Annotated in this window: 16 protein-coding genes; 5 read left to right on the forward strand and 11 right to left on the reverse strand. The window is 67.1% G+C overall.

Going from position 1 to position 20,416, the window contains the following annotated elements:
* The 8 genes from xrtA to GCN74_RS05340 form a co-directional block, all read right to left on the reverse strand.
* On the reverse strand, positions 1-960 hold a 960-nt coding region (xrtA, locus tag GCN74_RS05305; protein ID WP_152255683.1), incomplete at its 3' end, for an exosortase A.
* Positions 957-2,246 carry a TIGR03087 family PEP-CTERM/XrtA system glycosyltransferase gene (locus GCN74_RS05310; protein WP_152255684.1) on the reverse strand — a complete coding sequence of 430 codons (1,290 nt, stop codon included), beginning with the start codon at positions 2,244-2,246 and terminating at the stop codon, positions 957-959. The genes GCN74_RS05310 and xrtA, both read right to left, overlap by 4 nt.
* 15 nt (positions 2,247-2,261) lie before the next feature.
* Positions 2,262-3,386 (reverse strand): FemAB family XrtA/PEP-CTERM system-associated protein, encoded by a 1,125-nt coding sequence (locus GCN74_RS05315; protein WP_152255830.1) that lies wholly within the window; start codon positions 3,384-3,386, stop codon positions 2,262-2,264.
* Positions 3,386-4,240, reverse strand: coding sequence for an XrtA system polysaccharide deacetylase (locus GCN74_RS05320; protein WP_152255685.1), 855 nt, complete (start codon positions 4,238-4,240; stop codon positions 3,386-3,388). The genes GCN74_RS05315 and GCN74_RS05320 overlap by 1 nt, the downstream gene beginning before the upstream one ends.
* Positions 4,237-5,388 carry a non-hydrolyzing UDP-N-acetylglucosamine 2-epimerase gene (gene wecB, locus GCN74_RS05325; RefSeq protein ID WP_152255686.1) on the reverse strand — a complete coding sequence of 384 codons (1,152 nt, stop codon included), beginning with the start codon at positions 5,386-5,388 and terminating at the stop codon, positions 4,237-4,239. The genes GCN74_RS05320 and wecB overlap by 4 nt, the downstream gene beginning before the upstream one ends.
* 12 nt (positions 5,389-5,400) lie before the next feature.
* On the reverse strand, positions 5,401-6,930 hold the full coding sequence (locus GCN74_RS05330) for a TIGR03016 family PEP-CTERM system-associated outer membrane protein (RefSeq protein ID WP_152255687.1): 1,530 nt from the start codon (positions 6,928-6,930) through the stop codon (positions 5,401-5,403).
* Positions 6,914-7,747, reverse strand: a complete 834-nt coding sequence (locus GCN74_RS05335) for an XrtA-associated tyrosine autokinase (RefSeq protein WP_152255688.1) — start codon at positions 7,745-7,747, stop codon at positions 6,914-6,916. The genes GCN74_RS05330 and GCN74_RS05335 overlap by 17 nt, the downstream gene beginning before the upstream one ends.
* A gap of 19 nt (positions 7,748-7,766) precedes the next feature.
* On the reverse strand, positions 7,767-9,296 hold the full coding sequence (locus GCN74_RS05340; protein ID WP_152255689.1) for an XrtA system polysaccharide chain length determinant: 1,530 nt from the start codon (positions 9,294-9,296) through the stop codon (positions 7,767-7,769).
* Positions 9,297-9,546: 250 nt separating this feature from the next.
* On the opposite strand from GCN74_RS05340, the gene GCN74_RS05345 reads away from it, so the two are divergent.
* Both GCN74_RS05345 and GCN74_RS05350 read left to right on the forward strand, forming a co-directional pair.
* Positions 9,547-10,170, forward strand: coding sequence for an XrtA/PEP-CTERM system exopolysaccharide export protein (locus GCN74_RS05345; protein ID WP_152255690.1), 624 nt, complete (start codon positions 9,547-9,549; stop codon positions 10,168-10,170).
* Positions 10,171-10,369: 199 nt separating this feature from the next.
* The gene (locus GCN74_RS05350) at positions 10,370-11,116 is read left to right on the forward strand and encodes an N-acyl amino acid synthase FeeM domain-containing protein (protein ID WP_152255691.1); all 747 of its coding nucleotides are present in this window, start codon (positions 10,370-10,372) and stop codon (positions 11,114-11,116) included.
* 4 nt (positions 11,117-11,120) lie between these two features.
* Here the strand turns inward: GCN74_RS05350 and GCN74_RS05355 are convergent, their stop codons facing one another.
* Genes GCN74_RS05355 through prsT form a run of 3 tightly spaced genes read right to left on the reverse strand, consistent with a single transcriptional unit; the run spans position 11,121 to position 17,179 of the window.
* A complete protein-coding gene (locus GCN74_RS05355; protein ID WP_152255692.1) occupies positions 11,121-11,891 on the reverse strand; it encodes a S1 family peptidase in 771 nt (256 codons plus the stop codon).
* Positions 11,888-14,392 (reverse strand): hypothetical protein, encoded by a 2,505-nt coding sequence (locus GCN74_RS05360; protein ID WP_152255693.1) that lies wholly within the window; start codon positions 14,390-14,392, stop codon positions 11,888-11,890. Before GCN74_RS05360 ends, GCN74_RS05355 begins: the two co-directional genes overlap by 4 nt.
* Before the next feature lie 3 nt (positions 14,393-14,395).
* Positions 14,396-17,179, reverse strand: a complete 2,784-nt coding sequence (gene prsT, locus GCN74_RS05365) for an XrtA/PEP-CTERM system TPR-repeat protein PrsT (RefSeq protein WP_152255694.1) — start codon at positions 17,177-17,179, stop codon at positions 14,396-14,398.
* A 219-nt stretch (positions 17,180-17,398) separates the two neighbouring features.
* Here prsT and GCN74_RS05370 point away from each other — a divergent pair, with 219 nt between their 5' ends.
* The 3 genes from GCN74_RS05370 to GCN74_RS05385 are packed head-to-tail and all read left to right on the forward strand — an operon-like array spanning position 17,399 to position 20,307.
* Entirely contained in the window at positions 17,399-18,703 is a 1,305-nt protein-coding gene (locus tag GCN74_RS05370; RefSeq protein ID WP_152255695.1) for a nucleotide sugar dehydrogenase, read from the forward strand.
* Positions 18,703-20,052 carry an SDR family oxidoreductase gene (locus GCN74_RS29195; protein ID WP_226938872.1) on the forward strand — a complete coding sequence of 450 codons (1,350 nt, stop codon included), beginning with the start codon at positions 18,703-18,705 and terminating at the stop codon, positions 20,050-20,052. Before GCN74_RS05370 ends, GCN74_RS29195 begins: the two co-directional genes overlap by 1 nt.
* 6 nt (positions 20,053-20,058) lie before the next feature.
* Positions 20,059-20,307, forward strand: a complete 249-nt coding sequence (locus GCN74_RS05385; protein WP_152255696.1) for a hypothetical protein — start codon at positions 20,059-20,061, stop codon at positions 20,305-20,307.
* Positions 20,308-20,416: the final 109 nt, after the last annotated feature.

Consider the following 20,416-nt stretch of genomic DNA (forward strand, 5'->3'; position numbering starts at 1 on the left):
CACGCTGGCGCGCACGACGGCGCGCGTGCCGGCCGTGCCGGCGCCGGGCCGCACGGGCAGGGTGGACAGGGAGAGAGCGGCGCGCGCCGGCGGCAATTCGCGCCAGCGCGCGGCCAGCCAGAACAGCAGCAGCGCCACCACGCCGAAGAACAGCCAGCCATAGATCAGGTGATCGACGCCCACGGCCAGGCGCATGTTGCTCAGGTGGCCCAGCATCACGATCAGGTAGGCGCGCACGCCATTGGCCACGATGGGCACGACCAGGGCGGCGGCCATGACGGCCAGGCGCCGCCCCGTGCTGTGCACGTTCACGTGGGCGTACAGGGCGCCCAGGGCCAGCGCGGCGATCAGGTAGCGCAAGCCGCTGCATGCCTCCACCACCGACCAGTTGCCTGTGGGCAGCGAGAAATTGCTGCCATCACGAAACACGGGCACGCCCGTCCATTGCAGCGCGGTGACCGTGAAGGCGGCCGTGAAGTCGATCAGCGGTTCCAGGAAGACTTCGCCAAATGGCACGGCGAGAAACAGGTAGGCGAGGGGGAAGGCCAGCAGGCGCACGGCCGGCCAGCCCAGGATGGCCAGCACGCAGGCGGGCAGCATGGCCGTGGCCGCATACTGTTTCACCACGGGCACGTTGGCGGCGTCGGCCAGCAGCCAGCCCAGGCCCAGCGTGGCCAGCAGCAGCAAGCCCTGCCACGCCGGCTGGGGCGCCAGCGCGGCGAGGCGGGCGCGCTGGCGCCAGGCCAGCCAGCAGCTGATGGGCACGATCAGGAAACCATGCGCGAACGTTTGCGAGCGGGACCACAGCTCCAGCATCGACCAGAAGGTGGCGTGGTACAGCAGCACGACGGCGGCCAGGGCCAGCAGCAGCAAGGCCCGTGCGGCCTGATGCGGTCCATGGCCGTACGGCAGGAAGGCTGCGTCCGGCAAGGGGGCGATGCTGTCGAGTTGCAGGCTCATGTGGATGGCTCCCGCACGGGCAGCGGCGCTGCCGCAGCGCCGCTGCCACCCGCATCGGCTTCGGCAGGCAGGCCCAGCATGGCGCCCAGGCCGCGCAGGTTGCGTTCCCAGTCGTACTCCTGCAACACCAGCTGGCGCGCGGCCGCGCCGATGGCCGCGCCGCTGCCTTCGGCCGCGCCGCCCTGGGCATGGTGCAGCACGCGTGCGGCATGGTGGATGAATTCGGCGTCGTCGCGCGCCAGCAGCAGTTCCAGGCCCGGCTGCGCGGCGATGCCTTCCAGCGCCTGCGGCGTGGCCAGCACGATCTTGCCCATCGCCATCGCTTCCAGTACCTTGTTCTGCACGCCGCGGGCGATGCGCAAGGGCGCCACGGCCAGCGCCGCGCCGGCCAGGTAAGGCCGGATGTCGGGCACCTTGCCCGTCACCACCACGCCCGCCACCCTGGCCAGCGCCGTCACGGCAGGCACGGGCGCGTTGCCGACGATATAGAACTGCAGCTGGGGAAACTGGCGCCGCAGGGTGGGCCACACGTGGCGCACGAACCATTGCACGGCATCGACATTGGGCCAGTAATCCATGGCCCCCGTAAATACCAGCGCCTGCACGCCGGGCGCATACACGGCGGGCTGGGCTGGCATGGGTGCGAAATACGCCGTGTCCACGCCGTTATTCACGTGGCCCGTCTTGCGCCGCGCCATGGGCGCGCACTGGCGGAACAGGGCCGCTTCGGCGGGCGAGACGAAGCTGGAGGCCGTGAACTGCTGGGCGATATGGCGCTCGTACTGCAGCAGCAGTTGCGCCTCGCGCCGGTACAGCAGCGACATGGGCCACGGCTTGCTGTCGCCGTACTGGCGCCACTTGTCGGAATCGACGTCGACGAAATCGATCACGCGGTGCAGGCAGCGGCCGGCGCTGCCGTCGATGTATTGCGCCATGGGCCCGGAAAAGGCCAGCGCATGGCGCACCTTGCCGCTCGACAGCAAGCCGTCGACCCATTGCAGCAGGCGCGCATCGCGGTAGTAGTGCACGCTCATGGCTTGCCGCGACAGCAGCGCCTGCATGGCGCGCCAGCGGGCCATGCTGCGCCCCAGGCCGATGAAGCGCGTGCTGGCGCACAGGGCGGCCACGGTTTTCGCGTGCTGCCAGTCGTCGTCATCGTCGATGAAGCAGCCCAGGTGGACGTGGAAATGCCGGCTCAGGTACTGCAGCATGTGCCACGAGCGTATCTTGTCGCCCTTGTTGGGCGGATACGGCAGGCGGTGGGCGAGGAAGAGCAGTTCGCGCATGATGTGTCCGGATGCTTAGCCCAGTTGCCGCACGATGTGCGGCCCCAGCAGGTTGGCCAGCGGCAGCGGCAGGCGGCGCCAGGCGCGGATGAACAGCGCATATCTGGGATTGAGCGGGTTGACTTCCGGCAGCGCCTTGGCGCGCACGAGACGGTAGGCATACGGCAACGGCTGCGGCGTGAAACCCCAGTTCTTCTTGAAGTCGCAGGCCCCCGTGCCCAGCTTGCTGCGGCCGAAATCGAACAGGCGGCAGCCGCGCGCGCAGGCGCGGCGCATCGCTTCCCAGTACATGAAGTCGTTGGCGCCCGTGCTGCGCGCCAGCACGCTGCCGCCCCCGTAATAGGGCAGCACTTCATCGCGGAAATAGAACTGCAGCACGCTCGCTTGCGCCTGCTGGCCGTGGTACACGGTGAGGATCTCGCAGTCGGCGCCGAACACGGTACGCAGCAGGGAAAAATGGCGGCGTGCGAAGACGGGCGTGCCCAGCCGGTGCACGCTGGCCGCGTAGATCGGGTAGAAGCGTTCGAGGTCATGGTCGATGGCGCTGTGCAGGCCGGCCGCCATGGCCTTGCGCACGACGGCGCGCTGCTTGCGGGGAATGGCCAGCAGATTCTGTTCGGCATCGGCATGCAGGGGGCGGCGGAAGGTCGCGTACAGGGGCTTGCGCAGCCAGCCGGCCGACGCCTTGTCCGGCGCATCTTCGTGGGCATCGTCTGTCTCCTCGCGCCAGCGGTATTCCAGGTGCCCCACGCCCAGGCGCCGGGCCAGCGCCTGCGCCGCTTCGTCGAGGGCCAGCCGGACGGCCCCGCTGCCGCCGGCGATGCCGCCGTACACGCAAAACGGCAGCGAGACGAGGGAGGCGCCGAACAGGCGGCTGCGCACATGGGCCAGCGGCAGCACGCCGGCAATGCGCCCTTCCTGTTCCGCGTACAGGAAATGGCTGTCGTGCCGGAAACCCTGTTCCATGATGGTTTGCCAGCCGGCGCGGTGAAAGAAGGTGGCCTCGGGGCAAGCATCGACAAAGGCATCCCAGCGCGCATGTTCGTGCCCCTGCAGCGAGTGCACGGCAATGGCGCTTGCGCGCGGCATGCTGCCGGGCGCTGGCGCCGGGAGGTCGAAGGGAAGGCTGGCCTCGTGCATCATGTGCTTTCCAGAAAAATACGGTCCATGCGGTCCCAGGCGAAGTCGCGCGTCAGCCGGGCCAGCCGCGCTTCCATGCGCCCCAGGTTCAGGTAGTGGCGAAAGCGCGTCTTTGCGCTGAGGCCGGATGTGCGGGGCTGGCCGGGATCGAGTTCCCAAGGATGAAAATAGAATATGCCAGCTTGCCCGTCGCGCGAATTGATGCGCCGCAAAAGCCAGCGCGACAGTGCATACGGCATCAGGCGAAAATAGCCGCCGCCGCCGGCCGGCACGTTGCGCCCGTGCAGGCGCACTGTGCTGACGGGCAATTCCAGCACGCCCAGCGGCCCCCGCGGACGCCAGGCAAAGCGGGGCGCGCCTGGCATGCCATAGTGGTCGTGGCGGATCGGGTAGATGCTGGAACTGTAGCGGTAGCCCGTTTCCTGCAGCACGTCGAAGGCCCACAGGTTGGCCGCGCCGATGGAAAAACTGGGCGCCCGGTAGCCGTGCACGGGCAGCCCCGTCAGCTGTTCCAGGATGGTCTTGCTGCGGCGTACGTCGTCGGCGAATTGCGCGGCCGACTGGTCGCAGGCGCGCAGGTGCGCATAGCCGTGGCTGGCCACCTCGTGGCCCGCGTCGGCCACGCGGCGCAGCATGGCCGGGTAGCGTTCGGCGATCCAGCCCAGGGTAAAGAAGGTGGCGTGGATGCGCCGCTGCTCGAGCAGCAGCAGGATGCGCTCGATATTCGCCTCGACCCGGCATTCCAGGCGGGGCCAGTCGGCGCGCGCGATGTGCGGCGCAAACGCGGAAACCTGGAAATAGTCTTCCACGTCGATGGTCAGCGCGTTGCGCAACAGCGCGGGCGGCGCCGTCATGGCGTGCCCCCGCGCGCCAGCCAGGCGGCGATGGCGGCGGCGATGCGCGTGGCCGCGTGGCCGTCCCACAGCGCGGGCAGGCGGCCCCGCTTGCCGCCCGTTGTCAGGGTGGCGCGCGCCAGCGCCAGGATGACGGCCGGGTCCGTGCCGGCCAGCGTATTCGTGCCATCGCTGACGGTGACGGGCCGCTCCGTATTGGCGCGCAGGGTCAGGCAAGGCACGCCCAGGGCCGTGCTTTCTTCCTGGATGCCGCCCGAATCCGTCAGCACCAGGCGCGCCCCTTGCATCAGACCCAGCATTTCCAGGTAGCCCAGCGGCGGCAGGCAGACGATGCCCGGCTGCGCCAGCAAGGCTTCCAGGCCCGCCAGGCGCAGGCCGGCAGCCGTGCGCGGGTGGACGGGAAACAGCAGCGGCAACTGTTGCGCCAGTTGTCCCAGCGCCCGCAGCAGCGCTTCCAGTTGCACCTTGTCATCCACGTTCGACGGCCGGTGCAGGGTCACCAGGCCATACGCGGGCGGACAGGCATGGCCGTGGGCGCGCAAGGTGGCGGCGGGCGCGGCGGCGCGCGGCAATTGCTGCCGCAGGCTGTCGATCATGACGTTGCCCGTGAAATGGATGCGCTCGGAGGCGATGCCTTCGCGCAGCAGGTTGGCGCGCGCGCCTTCCTCGCTGGTCAGCAGCAGGCTTGATAATTGATCCGTCAGCACGCGGTTGATTTCCTCGGGCATGCGCCGGTCGCCGCTGCGCAAGCCCGCCTCGACGTGGATCACGGGGATGGCCCGCTTGGCCGCCACCAGCGCGCACGCCAGCGTGGAATTGACGTCGCCCACCACCAGGACGCAATCGGGCGCCAGCGGCGGATGGGCGTCCAGCACGGCGTCGAAGCGGCGCATGATCTCGGCCGTCTGCTGCGCGTGGTTGCCGGAGCCGACGTCGAGGGCGATGTCGGGCGCGCGCAGGTCCAGGTCGGCAAACAGCTGGCCGTTCATGGCCGTGTCGTAATGTTGCCCAGTGTGTAACAAGGTCGTGCGCACGGCGGGCGCCTGGCGGGCCAGGGCGGCCAGGATGGGCGCCATCTTCATCAGGTTGGGGCGCGCGGCCACCACGCACAGCAGGTGCGCGGGCGTTGCTGGCGGCAAGATGGGCATGCTGCATCCTCCTTAAAACTGCATGTTGAGCGTGGCGCTGACGCCGTTCTCGCGGTAGCCGCCGCCCCGGGTGCTGCTGTGCTGGGTGCGCCGCAGGTCGATGCTGGCCGTTATCTTCGGCTGCAGGGTGCGGCTGAGGCCAGCCGTGACGGTGACGTTGTTGTCGCGCCGCGGGGCGCTCAGCGAGCGCACGCTGGCGTAGCCGGCATTGACGTTCACGCTGGTGCGCGACGACGCCTGCCAGCTCCAGCCCGCGTTGCTGCCCAGCTGGCGCGTGCGGTCTTCGCTGCCGAAGTCCACGCCGGGCAGCAGGCCGCTGTCGATGCCGCTGGACGTCTGCGCCGTGCGGTCGACGGCATTGACGGCCAAGATCACCGTGCTTTTCGCCGTGGCGCGGGCCGCCGTCAGGCTCAGCTGCTTTTGCAGGAAATAGCGGTTGCTGAAGTAATTGATGGCGCCCAGTTCCGGGCCCAGCCCGTTCGCATAGCGCAGGAAGGCGTCGATGCGCAGGCGGCGCTGCATGGCGTTGGGAAAGATGCCGCGCCACAGCTGGTCCAGCAGGTTGGCCGCGTCGGCATTGCCCAGGCGCAGGTACTGGGCGGGCATGGTGGTGATGTTTTCGCTGTAGTTGAGCGACCAGTTCGTATGGCGCTGCAGGAAATGGGCGTCGAGGCTGTAGGTCTGGCCGAAGAAGCGCCGCCCCGTGCTGAAGGCCACGCTGGTGCGCGGCGACGGCGTCCAGACGCCGCCCACGGACCAGAAGCGCCCTTGCGGCGCCTTGCCCGTGCTGCTGGCATAGCCTTCCTTTTCCGTGCCCGCGCTGGCCGTGGCCGCCCATTTGCTGCTGAACGGGTAGCGCAGGCCCACGCTGCTGCGCTGCATGCGCTCCGGCGCCAGCTTGCTGTTTAGCGTGTTGCGCCTGTCGTAGCTGGCGTTCCAGCTCCAGCCGTTGCCGCGTGGTTCGCCGCTCAGCAGCATCTGCACTTCGTCGCTGTGCATGGCCAGCAGGTCGCCGCCGCTGGCCACCGTGCTGCGCGTGTAGCGCAGTTCGGCCGTGCCCAGGGCGCGGAAACGGTGGCGCAGGTAGGGGCTCAGCATGGTGGTGCGCACGCTGCTCTCGTTGCCGCTGCCGGGCAGTCCGTCGATGATCTGCGGCCCGAACGGCGAGACATTCTGGCGGCTGACGCCGGCGCGTGCCTCGACGTGCAACCAGTCCTTGAGCAGTTCCGCCTCGGCGGACGCCTGCAGCTGGTGGGTGTCCGTGTCGGGCCGGTGCAGGTAGTGGAACTTGCGCCAGTTGTAGTCGAGGTGCACCTGCAGCCGGGGGCCGCTGCCGATCAGGGCCAGGGCGGGCGCGATTTCCGTGATGAAGTCGGACCTGGCCTGCGCCTGCGGCGCCAGCATGGCATTGTCCGTGTAGCTTTCGCGCAGGCGCAGCGACGGCACCACCAGCCAGTCGACGGCGCCGGCGGGCGCGGGCAGCAGCAGGGACAGCAGCAAGGGGGCGGATCGCGGCGCGCGGCGGCTAATCGTAATAGCCATAACCGTAGTAGTCGCTGCCGGGGAACGATTTGGTCTTGTTGTAGATCAAATGAATGTGTTCGCACGCTTCGATCTGGCGCAGCGCTTCCTTGACGGCGTGCTGGGTCGTCGTTTCCGCTTCGACCACCATCACCACTTGCCCCATCTGTCCCACCAGCGCGTGCGCCTCGCTGGTGATCAGCAGGGGCGGCGAGTCGAAGACGACGACGCGGTCCGCATAGCGGCTGGCAATTTCGGCCAGCAACCGGCTCATGGCCCGGCTGGCCAGCAGTTCCGTCGCATGCTTGTTGCTGCGCCCGGCGGGCAGGATGCTCAGGTTGGCCACGTTGGTTTTCAGGATCACGTCCGCCATGGCCAGTTGCGGGTCCAGCAGCACGTCCATCAGCCCCGGCTCGGGCGGCAGGCCCAGCACCTTCAGCACGGACGGGCGCGCCACGTCGGCGTCGACCAGCAGCACCGTGATATCCATTTCCATGGCGATGCTCATGGCCAGGTTGATGGCGCAATACGTCTTGCCTTCGCCGGGCATGGCGCTGGTGACGACGATCAGGTTGCCGTGGCGGATGGCTTCGGCGCCGCTGGCGCGCGCCTGGCGCAGCAGGGGGCGCTTGATGATGCGGAAATCCTCGGCCACCGAGCTGCGCCCGCCATCCTGCGTGAGCATGCCTTGTTCCGCCAGCCGGGCCAGGTTCAAGCTCCGGTAGCGGGGATTCAGTGCCTCGGCCTGGGGGGGCGCATGGTCCGCGCCGTACGGCACGCCGGCCTCGGCCACGCCCAGGATGGTGGGTTCCTGCCTGCCGCTGTCCTTGGTGCTCATCGTCGCTCCCGTGGTGGCGCTAGAATTTCAGCAGCGCGGCCGTCATGACCCCGCCGTACAGCACGAACAGGCTGCCCAGGCAGGCGCCAAAGCCATAGCGGGCGCGGCGGCGGCGCACCTGCTGCAGCGCCGTCCAGTTCATCGATACCGTGCCCAGCACGTTCAAGCCCGTGGCATCGCGCAGTTCGGCGGGGCTGAGGAAGGTGGGGCGCACCTGGCTGATCAGCAGGGCCGTGGCGATGCCGGCCACCAGGGCCGCGCCCAGCGCCGCGCTGAACAGCAGCGGGCGGTTCGGGCCCACGGGCGCATATTGCACCGTGGGGGGATCGATGATCTTGAAGGCCATCATCTCCGTGGTGGAGCTCAGTTTGCCCGACAGCTTGGCCGCTTCGCGCCGGCCGATCAGCTTTTCATAGTTTTCCTTGTTGATGATGTAGTCGCGGTTCAGCTGCGCCAGCTGCGATTCCACCTCGGGCACGGCATTGCTTTGCGCCAGCAGGCGCTCGTTGCGCGCGTTGTATTCCTGCACGCGGGCGCGGATGGCGGCCACCTTGGCGTCCGCATCCGTCAGCGCCACCTTCAGTTGCTGCAGCATGGGGCTGTAATTCTTGCCCGGGTCGCCGGCCGCCGTCTTCAGCTTGCTTTCCTCGATCTTGCGCTCCTCCAGCTGGGCAATGAGGCGCTTCGAGGCGATGATGTCAGGATGCAATTCCGTAAATTGCATGCGCAGGCTGTCGAGGTTCTTGTTGAGGGAGGCGATGCGCTCGTCGAGTTCGGGATTCGTGATGGACGACGCGTTCGGTTCCAGGTCCAGCACGGGCTCGTCGCCCTCGATCTGGCTCTGGATGGCCTTGCGCGCCTGCTCCGCCTCGACCAGTTCCAGCTTGGCATTGTTCAGGCTATCGGACGACATCAGCAGCTGGCTGCCATAGTCGATGCCCTGGCGCGGCAGCAGCAGGTTGTTGCGGATCTTGAATTCCTTCACCAGGTTTTCCGCCGCGCTCAGTTTGTCCTCGTAATTCTTGATCTGCTCGTCGATGAACTGCACGGCCTTCTGCGAGTCGCCCTTTTTACCCTGGAAGCTGCCTTCGACAAAGATGGTCAGCAGGCTTTGCACCACGTCGCGCACCAGCTTCGGGTCGCGGCCGCTGTAGCTGATGGTGTAGATGTCGTAGGCGTTGGTGCCCGTGATCTTGATGCGGCTCATCAGGTCATCGAGCTGGGCCTCGTGCTCGCGCACGGTCTTCGAGTCCAGGTCCAGGTCGACCATGCGCATGACGCGCTCCACGTTCGGGCGGCTGAGCAGGGTGCGGCTCATGATGGCCACCTGCTGTTCCGTATTCGGCACGCTGGTCATGCCGGCCATCAGCGGCTTGAGGATGGTTTGCGTATCGACAAACACGCGCGCCGACGTCTGGAAGTCGTCCGGCAGGGTAATCACCCGGATGAAGCCGCCGATTGCCACCAGCCACGCCACCAGCACCGCATGCCAGCGGTATTTCCAGATGCCTTTCAGGCCGGAAAGCAGTTGCTGTATCAATTCTTCCATGTCGCTTCCTTCAAGTGACGGTGCTGCACGGCAGAGGGCTTGGCGGCGCGGACAGGCGTCTTGCAAAAAATGCTAGCCTGTTGAGTAAGCAAAGTATAGGACCCCTGTCGAGCAAGATTTCCCAAGATGATTGCTTCTTGATACGCCTCAAGGTTGACTTGCCGGGTTTTAATAATCATAGGAAGTTCGCGGCTCAGGCTGGTTCTGCGGGGCCGGCCCTGGACGCGCCATCGACCCGAAGAGGCTCCGCATGAATCCGTTTCGCCGTGCATTTGTCTGTCGCGCGCTGGTCCTGGCGGGCGCCGCCAGCCTGCTGGGCGCCTGCCGCGCGCCCCATCCGCCGGCGCCCGCCGACGACAGCGCGCCCATGCACGACTACCTGATCGGCCCGGGCGATTCCGTCAACATCATCGTGTGGCGCAACCCGGAAGTGTCGCTGACGGTGGCCGTGCGGCCGGACGGCAAGATCACCACGCCGCTGGTGGAAGACCTGGAGGCGAGCGGCAAGACGTCGACCCAGCTGGCGCGCGACATCGAGCAAGCGTTGGGCAAGTTCATCCAGCAGCCCGTGGTGACGGTCATCGTCACCAATTTCTCTGGGCCGTACAGCGAGCAGATCCGGGTGATCGGCGAGGCGGCCAAGCCGCAGGCGCTGCCGTACCGGCTGGGCATGTCGCTGATGGACGTGCTCATCGCCGTGGGCGGCGTCACGGACTTTGCCGCCGGCAACAAGGCCAGCATCATCCGCATGCGCGAAGGCAGCCAGCAGCAGCTGGGCGTGCGCCTGGACGACCTGCTCAAGAATGGCGACATTTCCGCCAACGTCATGATGCGGCCTGGCGATGTACTGTTGATACCGGAGAGTTTTTTCTAAATCGGCAATAGTCCTGTCAAAACAGCATTTTTGTTTGTCATTTTGTACTTGCAGGCAAATTTTAGCGTGTAATTTTGCTATTAAATAGGCTATTTCTTCTGTTTTTTTTGCCTGGCGTGGGAACTTCTCCAGTTTTTATCTTGTCACAAGGCATTGGCTTCAGTCCGTCTCGACGGCGGCCGATGAACGTGAGGACAAGATGAGCTTTGACGATGAACCCATTATTTCCTTCGATACGCCGGGCAATTTCAGCGACCTGGTGGTGGGCGAGGGGCAGATCGATCCCGCCATGGAGCACGAACTCGACCTGCAACGCTTTCATATCCGCATGGCCAATTCGCGTGGCCGGCGCGAAGCGGCGAGTCTGCTGATCCGCAAGATGTATGGCTGGCGCGGTTATGCCGTCGACCCCGGCATTGCGCATGCGCTCAATAAAATCACCCTGTTTGCGGAAACGGCCGGCAGCACGGTGGGCACCATGACCCTGTGCCTGGATAATGACGAGACGGGCTTGCCCGCCGATGAAAACTTCCGCGACAAGCTCGACGTGCTGCGCGAAGAGGGCCGGCGCCTGTGCGAACCGTCGCGCCTGGCCATCGACAAGGGCGTCAGCAAGCGCGTGTTTGCGGCGCTGATTCATATTTCTTATATCTATGCCCATAATATTCACGGCTTTACTGATTACGTGATCGAAGTCAACCCCCGTCACGTGGTGTTTTACAAGCGCATGCTGGGTTTCAAGGACTTCGGCGGCGAGCGAGAGTGCACGCGCGTGGGGGCGCCGGCCGTGCTGCTGCGGCTGGACCTCGATTACATGGGGGCCCAGATCCGCAAATACGGCGGCCTGATGGAACAGCATGGGGGTGAACGGTCGTTTTACCCCTTTTTTTTTCCGACATGGGATGAGCCTGGCATTACGGACCGGCTGAGGCAGGGGCGCAACTGACAACTCATTTGTTTTTCAGCAAGATCGCCTGCATGTGGCTGCCCGGTATCGCATACGTGATGCCGCTGGGCGCGCTGATGGCCGCCTCTTTCAGGCCTTTGACGTACACCATGTTGACGATGCCGTAGACGAGACCGGTCTCGGGATCGAACAGGGGGCTGCCGCTGCTGCCCGGATACGCCGTCGCGTCCAGCTGGAACACGGTGTACGGGGCCTTTTGCAGCTGCGCCAGGCGCCGCGGGTCCAGGCGCTGCGCGTTTTCACTGGGCATGACCACCGGCGTCAGCGACGACACGGTGGCGCGGTGCGTCACGTGGTGCAAGCCCAGCAAGGTGCCCAGGGGAAAACCCGTGAAGGCCATGGCCTGGCCTTCGCGCACGGTGGCCGCGTCGCCCAGCGCCAGGGCGGGCAGCGGCGCGCCTGCCAGGCGCAGCAAGGCCAGGTCGTGTTCCGTGTCCAGCGCCTGGACTTTGGCGGGGCGAAATTGCGCCACCTCGCCCTGGCCCGTGAGGATGCCGATCACTTCGTCCGGATTGGCGTCGAGCAGTTTCTGGATCACATGGGCGCAAGTGAGCACGCTCAAGCCGTCGCCCGCCACGAAACCCGTGCCGATGAAATTCATGGGCGGCGTGCGCGTCTTTTGCAGGCTGCCCACGCCGACGATGGACGGTTTCACGCGCGCGATGGTTTGCGCCAGGGTGCCGTCGGCGCGGCAGGGGGCGCCGGCCAGGGCCAGCACCAGGCAGGACAGCAGGGCGGAAGACAAGGCTTTCATGGGGGTGCACTTTCAAGGGCAGAAGGAGGAGAGCGGACGGGCTGCAGCAGCGCGCACAGCAGCATCAGGTAGCACAGCAGGGCGATGCGCGGCACGTCGAGCAGGCTGTCGAACAGGCCCACGACGAGAAAACCCAGCAGGGCGGCGGCGCAAGCCAGTGCGCCCTGGTCGCCCCGCGCGGCCCTGCCCTGCAGGCGCAGGCCCGCCAGGGCCAGCAGGCCCAGCATCGACAGGGCGCCGCACCAGCCCGTTTCCACCAGCAGATGCAGCGCCAGGCTCTTGATATGCCACGGCAAGTGATGGTGGTCGCTGCTGAAAAACCAGTAATTGTTTGCCTGCGTAAAGCGTCCATTGGCGATCAGTTCCTCGCCGCCGGGCGCGCGCAGGCTCAGATTGTCGACTTCGACCACGGATGAGGTGGCCGTGCCGCTGGCCGCCAGTTCCAGCTGCACGGGCGGGCGCAGCAGCCAGGAACCGCCGCCCAGCCAGGCGCTGTCGAACGGCACCTCGTAGTGCTGCCAGTGCTGCCAGGCCCCCACGGGACTGCCAGTCGGCGCAGGGTGCAGGCGCAGCGGGATATTCACGCAAGCTTGTGCATACAGCAATTGCCGCTGGCACAGGCGCACCTGCAGCACGGGCATGGGGCCCGTCCGGCGCGCATCGAGTTCCAGCGTGTAGCGCGTGGCGGGCTGCACGGGCAGGCGTTGCAGCAGCCGCAGCAGTTCGCCATAGCCGGCGCTGTAGCCGGGACTGGCCAGGCGCACGTAGCGGTTGCCGGGGGTGACCGAATTCCCGGGACTGCCGTCTTCTTCGGCATACGTGATGCTGGCCGGCACCTCGCGCCCCGGATTGTGCCAGTAATACGTGGCGGGAAAACTGCCCATGCCCATGCCGAACAGGCGGTCGCCCCAGTCCGCTGGCTGCATGGCCAGCACCTGCCGCCAATGGCGCAAGCGGCCCTGCATGTCGAAGGCGGTGGTGGCGAAACGTTCGGTGGCGTAATAGCTGGCCGAGACGGGGATGGCCAGCAGCAGCAGGATGCCGGCCGCGCCCGCGATGCTGAGACTGGCCCGGTCCAGCCGCCACAGCGGCGCCTGCACGCGAGCGTTGCTCAGCATTAGCATGGCCAGCAGCACGACCAGGCCGGCCGGCAGCAGGGCTGGGGGGCCGGCCCAGTGCCAGCCTATCCAGACGAGATTGCACGCCAGCATGGCCCACGCCACCATCGCCAGGCCCAGCCTGCCCGGGCCTTTGCCACTGGCCTTGTCCGGCCACAGGGCGCATGCCAGCAGCGCGGCGGCCAGCAGGAACAGGAAATACGGGCCTTTCAGCCAGCCCGTGCCTTGCAGGCTGCTCCCGTCCGGCCACCAGCTGGCCAGCAAGCCCTGCAGGCACAGTGCGCACAGCAGGCTGGCCGGTGCCAGGCGCCACGGCAGGGGGCGCGCGGCCAGCACGAAACTGGCCGCGAACAGGACCACGGCGGCCAGCAAGCCCCGGTAGCCAGCCACGGTAAACATATACACGAGCAGGCCGGTGCCCAGGCCGGCCAGCAACAGCCTCAGCAAGAGTTTTCGGACAGGCAGCCGGCCGGCTGGGCGCCGCGGCGCGCCGGGCGCCATCCGCAGGGTTTGCCAAAACGCCAGCAGCACGGCCGCGGCCAATGCCAGGTACAGGCCCCGCGAAAAGGTAGCGAAGGCCGCGTGCAGGGCCAGTGCCAGCAGCAGCAAGGCCAGCATCGCCTGCCAGCGGCTGCGGGCGCGCGCCAGCCACAGTCCCGCAAACGGCAGGCTCAGGGCCAGGTAGCCGTCGAGCGCGGCCCCGCCCGTGTGCATGGCGGAAAACGGCGCCGTGATGCGGTAGTCGCTGGACAGGTTCAGCAGGCCGGGAAACGCGGCCCGCTCCCACAGCGCGAACAGCGACACCATGGCCAGTCCCGCCAGCATGCCCGGCAGCGCGTAGCGGCGCAGGGCGGGCGCATCTGCGTCGCGCAGCAGCAGCGGCAGCAGCAGCATGCTCCAGGCCCAGGCTTTGCCCAGCCGCAAGCTGTTGTACGGGCTCAGATAATTATCCCAGGCATTCGCGTCCAGCGGCGCCAGCGGCAGCACGCCGCGCAGCACGGCGATCAGCCAGGCCAGGCTGCACAGCAGCAGGCAGGCGCGGGCGGCGGGCGACAGCCGTGCCGCGGCGGGCTGCGCAACCGCGCCCAGGCGCCAGTAACCGCAAGCCACCGTCAGCAACAGCAGCACGTCGATCTCTTCGAGAAAGAACCAGCCCGTCCACGGCGCCAGGTCCAGCACGGGCAGCAAGGCGGGCACGCAGAACAGCCAGCAGGCGGGACGCCAGCACAGCAGCAGGAAATAGGCGGGCAGCAGGATGGCAAACAGCAGGCCGGGCCAGCCGTGGCCCAGCGGGTAATGGCGCAAGGCCAGCGCGCAGGCGCCGCCCGCCAGCAGGGCCAGCAGCCGCGCCGCCAGGCCGGGCAGGGCCGCGTGCGCCGCCATGGCCTAGAGCTGGGTCAGCAAGGCTTGCGCTGCGGCCCGCTGCGGAAAGTCTTTGTTGGCGGCCAGCAATTGTTCCAGCTGCTTGCGCGCGCCGCCCTTGTCGCCTGACTTCGCCAGGGCGGCGCCCAGGTGGTACAGCACTTCGGGCGACGCCGGCGCCAGCACCGCCGCCTGGCGCAGCAGGGCCGTGGCGCGCTTGACGTCGCCTTGCTCCAGCACGATCCAGCCCAGGGTGTCGAGCACGGAGGGATTGCCGGGCGCCAGCTTGAGCGCCTGCTCGGCCGTGGCCTGCGCGCGCGGGTCCTTTTCCTGCTGATAGGCCCAGGCCAGGTCGTTCAGCGCCACCACATTACTGGTGTCCTTGGCAACGATGTACTGGAAGTGCCCGATGGCGTCGCGGTATTGCTTGGCTGCCAGCATCGTGCCGGCCAGGTAAGTGCGCGTGCTCAAGTCTTCCGGATGCGCCTGCAGCCAGGCCGCCATGCCCGCATCGGCGTCGCGCGCCTGTCCCGCCGCCTGCAAGGCCCGGTACAGCTGCACCTGCAAGGGGCCGATGGGGCTGATCCCGAACGCGTGCCGGTACAGCTTGACGGCTTGCTGCGGCAGCTTTTGCTCCATCAGCACGTCGCCTTCAAGCTTGTAGCCGGCCGCCAGCTTCGGCTGCCGTTCCTGTACCTGGCGCGCCACGGCCAGCGCCTCGCGCTGGCGATTCAGGTTCAGCAGCATGGCCACTTCGATCACGCGCGCTTCCAGCAGGCCCGGATCGAGCGCCTGCGCCCGCTTGACGGCTTGCAGCGCGTTATGGTGGTCGCCCAGCGCCAGGTGCAGGCTGGCGATGCGCATCTGCAAAGGCGCCGAGCCATTCTGGATGCCGGCCAGCTTGTTGTAGCTGTCGAGCGCCGCCTGCGCCTGGCCCGCGCTGTATTCCACCTGGGCGCGCAGGGCCAGCGCATCGGCGTCGCCCGGATGGCCCGTCTGCAGGCTGCGCGCCAGTTCCAGCGCCTTGTCGGGCGCCCCCGTCTTCAGGTAAAAATTGCTGAGCAGCAGAGCCGGCCCCACGGCGTCGGGATTGTCGCGGTGGGCCCGCTCGAGCCAGCGCCGCGCCTCGTCCGTCTTGCCCTGCGATGCGGCCAGCTTGGCCAGCGCCGCACACAGGTCGGCATTTTTTGGCGCCTTCGCCAGCGCCCGCTCGAAGCGCTGCCGCGCTTGTTCTGGCTTTTTCTCCGCCAGGTCGATCTGCGCCAGGTTGTTCAGCGCGGGCAAATACACGGGGTCCATGCCCAGCGCCTGCTCGAAGCTGGCGCGCGCGGCCGGCAAGTCGCGCAAGGCCAGGTAGACGCCACCTTTCAGGTTCAGCAGCAGGGGATTCGTGCCTTTCTGCTGCTGTTCCATCGTCTTGACGGCAGCCAGGGCCTTGTCGTTCTGCTTGTTGCGCAGCAAGGTCATCACCAGCATGGTGCCCGCCTGCGGCGTGTTTTTGTCGAGCATGCTGGCCCGTTCCAGCTCGTTGATGGCGCGGCTGTTCTCGCCCTGGCCCAGGCGGCTGATGCCCAGTGCCGCATGCAGCCGGGCCGTGTCCGGTGCCAGGGTGCTGGCTTTTTCGAAATACGCCGTCGCCTTGTCGTACTGGCGCGCGCGCAAGTGCGCCTCGCCCGCCAGCGACAGCAATTCCACGTCTTCGGGAAAGGCGGCCAGCATCGGTTGCAGCAGGGCGATGGCCGCGTCGGTCTTGCCCCGCATCAGTTCGATCGAAGCCATCATCTTGACGGCGTACAGGTGCTGGGGATACACGGCGAGGAAGCGCTGCAGATAGGCTTGCGCCAGTTGCGGCGAGCCCAGCGCCAGTTGCACGGCGCCGGCCAGCAGGATCGACGGCATGTGCTCGGGCGCCGCCTTGAGCACCAGCTGCAAGGCTTGCAAGGCCGCCTTGTTCTTGCCCTGGCGAAAATCGAGCAGCGCCTGCGCTTGCAGCAGGCCCAGGCTGTTGGGCGCCGTCTTGCGGGCCGTGGCCAGCTGGGCGCCCGCTTCCGCGTAGCGGTTTTCCGCGATATCGAGGTTGGCCAGGTCGATATGCGCCTGGGTATTGTCCGGTTTTATCTTGAGGATCTGCATGTAGGCGAGGCGCGCCGGCCCGTTCTTGCCTTGCAGGCGCAGCAGGTCGCCCTGCAGGCGTATGGCGTCGAGGTTGGCGGGCGCGCTTTTCAACGCTTGCGCCAGCAGCAGATGGGCCGCCGGCAGCTGCTGCTCCAGCGCCGCCAGCCGCGCCAGACCCAGCAAGGCCTCGACCTGCTCCGGATGGGCTTCCAGCAGGCGCGCAAACACGGCGCGCGCTTCGTCCTGGCGGCCCAGGGCCAGCAGGGCGTCGCCGCGCAGGGCCAGCACGGCGGGGGGCTGCGCCGCATCGTCCGGCACTTCGGCCAGCACCTTGTCGAACTGGCCCAGCATCAGCCAGGACTTGCCCAGCAGGGGCATCACTTGCTGGGCCGACAGGCCCAGCGTTTTGGCCCTGCGCAATTCTTTCTCGGCCGACAGCGCTTCGCCCGTGTCGATATAGATGCTGCCCAGCAGCAAGCGCGCCGCCGCGTTGTCCGGTTCCTTCTGCAGCAAATTCTTCAGCTGGATGATGGCGGCCCGCGCCTCGCCTTTCTGACGGTACTGCTGCGCGTCGGCCAGCAGCGATTCGCTGCTTTGCGTGCCGTGGCAAGCCGTCAGCAGGGGCAGCAGCAGGGTGCAGCACAGCGCGGCGGCAGGCAGGCCGGGGAAAGGACGGGGCAGGGAACGGGCCATGGAAGTCTCCGGTAGCGGCGTGCATGGGGAATGGGCATGGCCTAGCTTAAAAAGATGGCCGCCGCTCTCCTTGATTGCGCTCAACAAGCCGCCGATTGGCGCCCTGCGCGCTGGCCGCCGCCCCGTGTTTCTTGTTTCCGCTCAAGAATGGCCGGACCTGCAATCGTAGAATTTCCTGGACGGCGCTGCTGGGGCCGCAACCATTCGGAGCACACGCATATGGACAGCAAGGTGGAGAGCAGGACGGACGTGGTGGCGGTGGTGGGGCTCGGCTATGTGGGCTTGCAGCTGGCCGTGGCGTTTGGCATGCGCCAGCGCACGATCGGCTTTGACTTGTCGGCCCGCAAGGTGGAAAGCTACCGCAGCCATGTCGATCCCACGGGCGAAGTGAGCACGGAACAGCTGCGCGCCGCGCAATGGCTGAGCGTCGGCTGCGATCCCGCCGAGCTGCAGCTGGCCGATTTCATCGTCGTGGCCGTGCCCACGCCCGTCGACAGCGCGCACAATCCCGACTTCTCGGCCCTGGCCGGCGCCAGCGCGGCCGTCGGCCGCCACATGCGGCGCGGCGCCACCGTCATCTACGAGTCCACCGTGTATCCGGGCGCCACCGAGGAAATCTGCATCCCCATCCTCGAGCAGCATTCGGGTCTGCGCTGGAAGGACGACTTCCATGTGGGCTTTTCGCCCGAGCGCATCAACCCCGGCGACAAGGCGCATACCTTGCACAGCATCCGCAAGGTGGTCTCGGGCGACGACGCCGCCACCCTGGACAAGGTGGCGGCCCTGTACGAAGGCGTGGTCGAGGCCGGCGTACACCGGGCATCCAGCATCCGCGTGGCCGAGGCGGCCAAGGTGATCGAAAACACGCAGCGGGACCTGAACATCGCGCTGATGAACGAGCTGGCCATCATCTTCGACCGCATCGGCATCGACACGCTGGAAGTGCTGCAGGCGGCGGGCACGAAATGGAATTTCCTGCCGTTCCGGCCCGGCCTGGTGGGCGGCCACTGCATCGGCGTCGACCCCTATTATTTGACGCACAAGGCGGAAATGCTGGGCTACCACCCGCACGTGATCCTGGCCGGGCGCCGCATCAACGACGGCATGGCCAAGTTCGTGGCGGAAAAGACCATCAAGGAAATGGTGCGCGCCGGCTTCAAACTGAAGGGCGCGCACGTGAACGTGCTGGGCCTGACCTTCAAGGAAAATTGCCCGGACTTGCGCAATTCCAAGGTGGTCGACATGATCCACGAACTGCAGTCCTACGGCGTGCAGGTGCACGTGCACGACCCCGTCGCCGACGGCCGCGAAGCGCTGGAAGAGTACGGTTTATCGCTGGAAAGCTGGGAACAGCTGCCGCGGGCCGAGGCCATCGTCAGCGCCGTCTCGCACCAGGCCCTGCTGGCCCGTCCGCTGGCCGACTTCCAGAGCAAGGTGCTGGACAATGGCTGCTTCATCGACATCAAATCGCATTTCGACCCCCGCCCGCTGGAAGACGGCGGCTTGCACGTGTGGCGGCTGTGATGGCGGCCGATGCTTGCGGTCCGGCTGCATATCCGGCGCCTGGCGATCCGGCTGCCGGCGCCTACGCGCAAGCGTGCGCGCAGCTGGCCAGCGAACCGCGGCGCTGGCTGGTGACAGGCGTGGCCGGCTTCATCGGTTCGCACCTGCTGGAAACCCTCTTGACGCTGGGGCAGGAAGTGCGGGGCCTGGACAACTTCATGACGGGCCACCGGCATAACCTGGAACAGGTGCGCGCCAGCGTGGGCGAACTGGCGTGGCGGCGCTTCACCTTCATCGACGCCGATATACGCGACCCGCAGGCGTGCGCGCGCGCGTGCGGCGGGGCGGGGAGCGCGGCCGGTGTTGCCAGTGCCGCGGATACCTTCGCGGCTGGCGGCGCGGGCGTGGCTGCGGGCAGTGCAAGCGATGGAAATCGTGGAAATACGGGCGGCGATGCCTGCAATGGCACCATTGCAAGCAATGATGCCAGTAATAATGCGGGAAACAGCAAGGGTGCTGGTGACAGCGCCATTGCAGGCCGTGGCGGCAGTGACAGCTATGGGGCGAAAGGCAGCACCGATGGCAGCACCGATGCCGGTGGCCCCGTCGACTATGTGCTGCACCAGGCGGCGCTCGGTTCCGTCTCGCGTTCGCTGGAAGACCCATTGCTGTGCCACGCCGTCAATGTCAGCGGCTTCCTGAACATGCTGGCCGCTGCCCGCGAGGCGGGCGTGCAGCGCTTCGTGTATGCGGCGTCCAGCGCCACCTACGGCGACCATCCGGCCTTGCCGAAGGTGGAGCAGCACATCGGCGCGCCCCTGTCGCCGTATGCCTTGAGTAAATATGTCAATGAACTGTATGCGCAAGTGTACGCGCGCTGCTATGCCATGCAGTCGGTGGGGTTGCGCTACTTTAATGTCTTCGGTCCGCGGCAAGACCCGCTGGGCGCCTACGCGGCCGTCATTCCCCGCTGGATCGCCGCCATGCTGGACAATCAGGCCGTGGATATCCACGGCGACGGCGCCACCAGCCGCGACTTCTGCTTTGTGCACAATGCCGTGCAAGCCAATATCCTGGCTGCCACGCGTGCCGACCCGGCGGCCGTCAACCAGGTCTACAACGTGGCCGTCAACGCCCGCACCAGCCTGACGCAGCTGCACGCCACCATGCAGCAGATGCTGCTGGCGGCCCGTCCGCAGCACGTGCCGCTGGCGCCCCGCTACGGCGAGTTTCGCGCCGGCGACGTGCGCCATTCGCAGGCCGACATCGCCAAGGCGGCCCGCTTGCTCGGCTATGCGCCCACGCACGACCTGGCGCAAGGCTTGCGCCAGACCATCGCCTGGTATGTGGCGCAGACTGGCCAGGCGTAAGGCTATTTGCAATTTGCAATTTGTAATTTGCAAGAGGCAAAAGGCAAAAGGCAAAAGCTTGCCCGGCGCGAAGACAAGTTGGCAACGCGTGAAGACAGCCCGGCCAAGCACGACGATCAGCCAGCCGAACTTGAGGATCAGCCGCCCATTGCAAGGATCAGCCGGCCTGGCATGACGATAAGCGGATCAACCGCGGGCGACAGGCTGCTCAAGCCGAACTACAAGCTCTACAAGCTGTTCAGGCGCGAACCATAAGCTGTTCAGGCGCGGACCACAAGCCGGTCAGGTGCAGGGTCGTGGCTGGCGGCCTAGCGGCTTAGCGGCCTAGCGGATAGCAAATAGCGGCTAGCGGCTAGCGGGTAGC

It is taken from the genome of Janthinobacterium sp. FT14W (genome assembly GCF_009208755.1).
GTDB lineage: Bacteria > Pseudomonadota > Gammaproteobacteria > Burkholderiales > Burkholderiaceae_D > Janthinobacterium > Janthinobacterium violaceinigrum.

Bases quoted from the DNA above. Each gene is read 5' to 3' on its own strand.
- prsT (WP_152255694.1), bottom strand. From the start codon at position 17,179: ATGGCCCGTTCCCTGCCCCGTCCTTTCCCCGGCCTGCCTGCCGCCGCG.
- GCN74_RS29195 (WP_226938872.1), top strand. From the start codon at position 18,703: ATGGCGGCCGATGCTTGCGGTCCGGCTGCATATCCGGCGCCTGGCGAT.
- GCN74_RS05370 (WP_152255695.1), top strand. From the start codon at position 17,399: ATGGACAGCAAGGTGGAGAGCAGGACGGACGTGGTGGCGGTGGTGGGG.
- GCN74_RS05360 (WP_152255693.1), bottom strand. From the start codon at position 14,392: ATGGCGGCGCACGCGGCCCTGCCCGGCCTGGCGGCGCGGCTGCTGGCC.
- wecB (WP_152255686.1), bottom strand. From the start codon at position 5,388: ATGCCCATCTTGCCGCCAGCAACGCCCGCGCACCTGCTGTGCGTGGTG.
- GCN74_RS05315 (WP_152255830.1), bottom strand. From the start codon at position 3,386: ATGCACGAGGCCAGCCTTCCCTTCGACCTCCCGGCGCCAGCGCCCGGC.
- GCN74_RS05320 (WP_152255685.1), bottom strand. From the start codon at position 4,240: ATGACGGCGCCGCCCGCGCTGTTGCGCAACGCGCTGACCATCGACGTG.
- GCN74_RS05310 (WP_152255684.1), bottom strand. From the start codon at position 2,246: ATGCGCGAACTGCTCTTCCTCGCCCACCGCCTGCCGTATCCGCCCAAC.
- GCN74_RS05345 (WP_152255690.1), top strand. From the start codon at position 9,547: ATGAATCCGTTTCGCCGTGCATTTGTCTGTCGCGCGCTGGTCCTGGCG.
- GCN74_RS05350 (WP_152255691.1), top strand. From the start codon at position 10,370: ATGAGCTTTGACGATGAACCCATTATTTCCTTCGATACGCCGGGCAAT.
- GCN74_RS05330 (WP_152255687.1), bottom strand. From the start codon at position 6,930: ATGGCTATTACGATTAGCCGCCGCGCGCCGCGATCCGCCCCCTTGCTG.
- GCN74_RS05335 (WP_152255688.1), bottom strand. From the start codon at position 7,747: ATGAGCACCAAGGACAGCGGCAGGCAGGAACCCACCATCCTGGGCGTG.
- GCN74_RS05355 (WP_152255692.1), bottom strand. From the start codon at position 11,891: ATGAAAGCCTTGTCTTCCGCCCTGCTGTCCTGCCTGGTGCTGGCCCTG.
- GCN74_RS05340 (WP_152255689.1), bottom strand. From the start codon at position 9,296: ATGGAAGAATTGATACAGCAACTGCTTTCCGGCCTGAAAGGCATCTGG.